The sequence below is a fragment of the Rhodococcus sp. MEB032 genome, from assembly GCF_030208925.1.
Lineage (GTDB): Bacteria > Actinomycetota > Actinomycetes > Mycobacteriales > Mycobacteriaceae > Rhodococcus_F > Rhodococcus_F qingshengii.
In genome coordinates, this window is sequence record NZ_JARVSY010000052.1 from 56,483 (window position 1) to 62,482 (window position 6,000).

Consider the following 6,000-nt stretch of genomic DNA (forward strand, 5'->3'; position numbering starts at 1 on the left):
CTACCCCGCCTGGCCCCCGACGTGCCTGCGGGGCGAAGTCTCTGCGGCGTCGACCACTGGCTTTCTCGCTCATCGGGAAGGTGGGTTCGCCGCACCACCATTCCGCAATACCTTCTGTGACATGGATAACATTGTCGACGTACTCGTCATCGGATCGGGCGCTGCCGGATCGGCCGCAGCGCTCCAAGCGCACGCCGACGGCGCATCGGTCGTGATTCTGGAAAAGAGCGGACCTGATTCCGCGGGCGGCAACACTCGACTGTCCGGCAGTGGATGGTTCGTCAACCAGGACCCCGCTGCCGCCCGAACCTTCCTGCGTTCGTTGAACGGGGAGTTCCCCGTTGCCGAGGACGTCATCGATGCCTGGGCCGAGAACACTCACGGACTGTCCGACTGGATCCGCAGTCTGGGTGCAACTGTGGCGATGACCGGCGATTTCCATTCCACGGCAGAGTTCGCCGAACTTGACGGAAGTTCTTGTTACGCAGGGATGGACACCGTCGAAGGGAAGATGGGCAATGAACTTCTCTACCGGTTCCTCGTCTCCGCTCTCGCTGAACGCGGCGTCACAACACTATTCGACACCGAAGCCACCGGACTGCTGACGGATGAATCCGGAGCGGTGACCGGAGTCGAAATCCGTTCGGGTGAAAAGACTTCGCAGATCCAGGCACGCCGGGGCGTCATCCTTGCCACCGGAGGATTCGAAGCAAATCCGACGATGGTGCGCGACTACTTGCGTCTGGAGAATCCGAAGATCTGGGGCTCACGATCGGCAACCGGCGACGGTCACCGCATGGCACAGGCCGTGGGCGCCGATCTGTGGCACATGAACAACATGATGACCATTACGGGAATTCCCGGCGACCTCGAAAATCCGACTGGATTCTTCCTCGCACTGTGGAACGCGCACAACTATGTGTTTCTCAGCCGGGAAGGTAGACGCTTCACCGACGAGTCAGCCGAAATGCGGCATGGTCATGTGTTCAGAGAGGGTTCCTACCAACACTTTCCGGTGCAACCGATGAACGTCGTCTTCGACGAGACGATGAGGTTGGCCGGACAGCTGAGCCCCGGCCGCGACGCACTGCCCGTCGGCCACAGGGTTCTCGACGAAGGGTACGAGTGGAGCTCGGACAATCAAGCCGAGATCGACAAGGGATGGATCCTCAAGGCGGACACGCTCGCCGAACTCGCCGAGAAACTCGGACTGGACCCAACAGTCGTGGAAACGAGCGTGCGACGCTACAACGAGGCGTGCGCGGACGGCATCGACCATTCGTTCGGCCGCAATCCCGAAACTTTGGCCCCGGTGGCCACCGCTCCGTTCTACGCCGTTTCCGGGTCGCCACTGCTGGGATGGAGTAGCGGTGGGCCGCGCCGCGACGGTCATTCCCGCGTACTCGATACTGCCCGCAATCCAATTCCTGGCCTCTACGCCGCGGGCGCGGTCAGTTCCACCTACAGCGCGGCGAAGGACGGCGGATTCCACATTGCCGACGCCTTCGCATTCGGCCGTGTCGCCGGGGCCCATGCCGCCGCGCGTAAAGCTTGATATCGCCGGCCTTTCGACTGACTAGCCACGCACGATTACATGGCTGGTCAGTTGTGGTCGATCGTCACGCAGATGAATCCTCTGCGCCGGATGAAACCGGGATTCGTACCGGGACGCTATCGCCTCGGCCGTCCCGTAATAGCTCACATCGCGCGGACGTCCCTTCGCACGCCGCAAGGACTCGTCGAAGCTTGCTTCAACCCAGATTCGTAGGTCGAACTGATCTCGCATCAGTCCGCGAAAAAGCAGCACTCCCTCGACGATCACAATGGCGCGATCCGGGACTCGTGGCTTCGACACCACAGATTCGTCTGTCTCCGGATCAGTCGAGACGTAGGAAATTTCGGTAACTTCGGCCAACCGTAGCGGCACCATCACACGGCTACTCAGGTTCGAATAGTCGTACGCATCCTCGAGATACCCACGCACCGTGTCAGGATCTTTGTTCCGTACCGCTTTCGCAGTCGAGAACTCGTCCCCATGGATCATGATGAAGTCATGGCCCGACTTCGAGATACCGGCAGCCAACTCGTCCGCGATCGTCGATTTTCCGGAAGCCTCGATTCCCGAGATCCCGACAAAAGTGCGTCCGGCCCGATCTTCGTGGCAGCGCACGACGTGCTCGACTAGAGAACCCGAATCATCCGCGCCGAAGGTCTTCTGCCGATTCACACCCGAGCAGCCTTGACCTCGTCGAAGAACGCGATGACGGCTGCCTCGTTCTCCGGCGGAACAGTCAGCGATGCCCGTGGACCCGCTACCGCGATCGAGTCGTCGGCGAGCCTGTTCCCGATGGTGAGTTTCAGTCCCGACTTCGACGGTTTCGCCTTCACCGCAATGTGTTCGACATGCCAACGAGCCACTTCGCTCGTGCTCGCGGCGGTGCGGTCGAAGACCTCCACCGTGCGGTGGTCGAGGACCATCACGATGTTGGTCCCGACGGTGACTTCCAGATAGCGCCGTTCCGCCACGGTGTACGCCTTTCGGTTAGGTGAAACCGACGCTACACACCGTGGCGGAACTCAGCGTGTCAAAACCTCAGCTGTTCAAGATTTCAGCTGTTCAAGATTTCAGCTGTTCGAAACCTCAGCGGGACGAACTTCCTGCATCCACCGGCAGGGCGACCGACGTGATGTAGCGAGCCTCGTCGGAAGACAGGAACAGAGCAGCGTTCGCTACGTCCACCGGTTCGATCCACGGAATGGCGAGCATGTTCATCGTCATCGCTGCGGCAGCAAATTCTTCGCGCGTCGGGTTCTCGAGATCGGGGCGGAACTTGCCGCGCACCAACGGGTTCTGAATCATCAGCGTGTCGACGTTGGTGGGATGGACCGTATTGACGCGTACGTTGTGCGGAGCCAGTTCCTTTGCCAACGAACGCATCAGACCAACGACTCCATGCTTGGCTGCGGTGTAGTGCGCAACTCCGACCAGCCCCCGAAGTCCGGCGATGGAGCTTGTGAGTGTCATCGATCCCCCGCCCCGCGCGATCAAGTGCGGAGCCGCGACGGTCGTGGTGTGCCACACGCCGGTCAGATTGACGTCCAGCATGGTCTGCCACATCGTTTCCGACATGGTCAGGGCCCCGTCAGAGGACGTGATACCAGCTGTAGCGCAGACGATGTCGAGACCACCGAGCGTTCCGACGGCCGAGTCCACGGCACTGCGTAGTGCCTCGAGATCCCGAACGTCCACTACCGCAGATTCGACCTTTCGCCCCAGCGCCCGGATCTGCGCCACTGTCTCATCGAGATCGGCCTCCGTCGCGGGCGGCGTGACTGTGGTTTCCACCGAGGTGCACACGTCGACCGCGATGATGTCCGCGCCCTCTTCGGCAAAACGCACGGCCTGAGCCCGCCCGATTCCTCGTGCCGCACCCGTGATCAGCGCGATCTTGCCTTCCAATCGAGAAGTCATCAATTCACACTTTCTGGGTCAGGCCGGCGTCGACAACCAACTGACAGCCGGTCATGTAGCGGGACTCCGCGGATGCGAGAAACAGGACCGCATTGCTGACGTCCACCGGATCCACCCAGGGAACGGGAAGCAAGTTGCGAGCGCTGAGCACTGCAGCAGCGTCTGCTTCGGTGGGATTCTCGATGTCCGGGCACAGGTTCGCGAACACTCGCTCGTTGATGATCATCGGGGTACGTACCGAACCCGGATGCACGGAGTTGACGCGGATACTCTGCGCCCCCAACTCGTTGGCCAGCGTTCTGGCCAGGCCCACCACGGCGTGCTTGGCTGCGCTGTAATGACTTGCTCCGGCAATGCCTTTGATTCCCGCTGTCGAACTGACCAGAACGACGGATCCACCGTCGCCGAAGTGCGGAACACAGGCCTTGACGGTGTGCCACGCCCCGGTCAGATTGACGTCCAGCGAGCGGTTCCACACTGCAGGATCGATGGTCCACGACGGTCCCGGCGTGTCGTACACGCCTGCATTCGCAACCACGACGTCCAACCCGCCGAGTTCGGTAACGCACTCGGCCACGACGGCGGCCAGGCCGTCGAAGTCCCGAATATCCGCCACACCGGTGACCGCGATACCGCCTCGATCACGCACTGCCTGAGCGGTTTCCGCCAACCCCGATTGTGCCTGTTCGACATCCAACGCGATCACGGACGCGCCTTCTTCGGCGAGCCGCTCACAGTGTGAGCGTCCCATTCCTCCGGCAGCACCCGTTACGAGCACCCGCTTGCCCTCCAGCCGGCTCATGCGTGCACCGCGCTGTTCAGCTCGAAGCCTCGGTATCCCGCTGCTGCCACGTCTGCACAGATGTCCGAGTAGACACCGAAGCCTCCGATGAAGGGCATGAATATCCTCGGCTTTCCCGGGATGTTGGCTCCCATGTACCAGGAGTTGGCGGATGGGAACAATGTTGCCGACGCCCGGCGTGAGCACTCCTCGAGCCAGTTGTCCACGGCTTCGGCACTCGGCTCGATGGTGTCGATGCCCGCCGAATCGAGGTGGTTGATCGCGTCGGCGATCCAGTCGACGTGCTGTTCGGCAGCGAGAATCATGTTGGACAGCACACTCGGGCTACCCGGCCCGGTGACGATGAACAGATTCGGGAAGCCGTGCACTCCCAAACCAAGATAGGTTCTCGGACCCGCATGCCAGTTCTCTCGCAAGGTCTCGCCGTTGCGGCCGCGGATCTCGATGCGATCGAGTGCCCCGGTCATCGCATCGAAACCGGTGGCGAACACCAATGCGTCGAGTTCGTAGTGCGAGTTGGTCGTCTTGATCCCGGCCTCGTCGATTGCCTCGATCGGTGCGCTCTTGAGATCGACCAGGCTCACGTTGTCACGGTTGTAGCTCTGGTAGTAGTCGGTGTCCGTGACGATCCGCTTGGTCCCGATGGGGTGGTCGTTCGGGATCAGTAGGTCGGCGATGGCCTGATCTTCGACCACCGATCTGATCTTGGCCTCGGCAAATGCGGCCGCCGTCGCGTTGGCGGCGATGTTGCTGGTCTGGTCTGCGAAGGTCTTGGCGAACAGAACACCGCCGAGCTTCCACCGCTCCTCGTAGGCCGCGTTCCTCTCGGCCTCGGACACCTCGAGCGCGCTGCGAGGATCCGAAACGAACGGAGATCCACCGCCACTGCGCTTGGACAGCGCTCGACGCTCGGCGTAGTCGGCCTTGATCTCTGCGCGTCGCTTGTCATCGAGAGGCGTGTTTCCCGCCGGCACACTGTAATTCGCGGACCGCTGGAACACGAAGAGGTGATCGGCCTGCTCGGCGATCAACGGAACGGACTGGATGCCCGACGATCCGGTACCGATCACTCCCACTCGCTTGCCGGTGAAATCGACGCCGTCGTGCGGCCAGAAGCCGGTGTGGAAGACCTCACCGCCGAAAGTCTCGCGACCTGCAATGTTCGGAACGTTCGCGGTCGAGAGGCTGCCCGTGGCGCACACCACGAACCGCGAGGTGACGTCATGACCACCGTCGGTGTGCACTCGCCACGTCGACGAGTCCTCGTCGAACTGTGCGCTCAGGACACGGGTATCGAAAGTGAACCCACTGCGTAGGTCGAAGCGATCGGCGACGTGATCGAGGTAGGACAGGATCTCCGGTTGCGCGGCGTACTTCTCGCTCCAGTCCCAATCCTGTTGCAACTCTTCGGAGAACGAGTAGGAGTAGTCGAAACTCTCGACATCGCAGCGTGCGCCCGGGTAGCGGTTGAAGTACCACGTGCCGCCCACTCCGGAGCCCGCCTCGAAGCCGTGGACACGCAGCCCCTGCTCGCGAAGTCGGTGCATGGCGTACATGCCGGCGACGCCGGCGCCGATGACTACGACGTCGAGTGGTGCGGTGGAGAAGTCAGGATCGGTCATGGTGGCCACGCTACGAGTGGGTTGAATGGTAGAGGAACAGGTTCTCCCGCTGGGTGGGCGGAGCCTCCACCCCATGACACTGGGTGGGCGGAGCCTCCACCCCA

6 protein-coding genes are annotated in these 6,000 nt (G+C 61.9%); 1 reads left to right on the top strand and 5 read right to left on the bottom strand.

Going from position 1 to position 6,000, the window contains the following annotated elements:
- Positions 1-121: 121 nt before the first annotated feature.
- Positions 122-1,555: an FAD-dependent oxidoreductase gene (locus QRN54_RS32030; protein ID WP_285183946.1), complete on the top strand. Its 1,434-nt coding sequence runs from the start codon at positions 122-124 to the stop codon at positions 1,553-1,555.
- Positions 1,556-1,576: 21 nt separating this feature from the next.
- Here the strand turns inward: QRN54_RS32030 and QRN54_RS32035 are convergent, their stop codons facing one another.
- The 5 genes from QRN54_RS32035 to QRN54_RS32055 form a co-directional block, all read right to left on the bottom strand.
- Positions 1,577-2,227: a nucleoside/nucleotide kinase family protein gene (locus tag QRN54_RS32035; RefSeq protein ID WP_003944437.1), complete on the bottom strand. Its 651-nt coding sequence runs from the start codon at positions 2,225-2,227 to the stop codon at positions 1,577-1,579.
- Positions 2,224-2,526, bottom strand: coding sequence for a hypothetical protein (locus QRN54_RS32040; protein WP_007726715.1), 303 nt, complete (start codon positions 2,524-2,526; stop codon positions 2,224-2,226). Before QRN54_RS32040 ends, QRN54_RS32035 begins: the two co-directional genes overlap by 4 nt.
- Positions 2,527-2,641: 115 nt before the next feature.
- On the bottom strand, positions 2,642-3,472 hold the full coding sequence (locus QRN54_RS32045; protein ID WP_007726714.1) for a mycofactocin-coupled SDR family oxidoreductase: 831 nt from the start codon (positions 3,470-3,472) through the stop codon (positions 2,642-2,644).
- A 4-nt stretch (positions 3,473-3,476) separates the two neighbouring features.
- Positions 3,477-4,274 carry a mycofactocin-coupled SDR family oxidoreductase gene (locus QRN54_RS32050; protein ID WP_007726713.1) on the bottom strand — a complete coding sequence of 266 codons (798 nt, stop codon included), beginning with the start codon at positions 4,272-4,274 and terminating at the stop codon, positions 3,477-3,479.
- Positions 4,271-5,896 carry a flavin-containing monooxygenase gene (locus tag QRN54_RS32055; RefSeq protein WP_285183949.1) on the bottom strand — a complete coding sequence of 542 codons (1,626 nt, stop codon included), beginning with the start codon at positions 5,894-5,896 and terminating at the stop codon, positions 4,271-4,273. Before QRN54_RS32055 ends, QRN54_RS32050 begins: the two co-directional genes overlap by 4 nt.
- Positions 5,897-6,000: the final 104 nt, after the last annotated feature.

Coding starts and splice junctions, on each gene's coding strand:
- QRN54_RS32030 (WP_285183946.1), top strand. CDS start 122: ATGGATAACATTGTCGACGTACTCGTCATCGGATCGGGCGCTGCCGGA.
- QRN54_RS32045 (WP_007726714.1), bottom strand. CDS start 3,472: ATGACTTCTCGATTGGAAGGCAAGATCGCGCTGATCACGGGTGCGGCA.
- QRN54_RS32055 (WP_285183949.1), bottom strand. CDS start 5,896: ATGACCGATCCTGACTTCTCCACCGCACCACTCGACGTCGTAGTCATC.
- QRN54_RS32050 (WP_007726713.1), bottom strand. CDS start 4,274: ATGAGCCGGCTGGAGGGCAAGCGGGTGCTCGTAACGGGTGCTGCCGGA.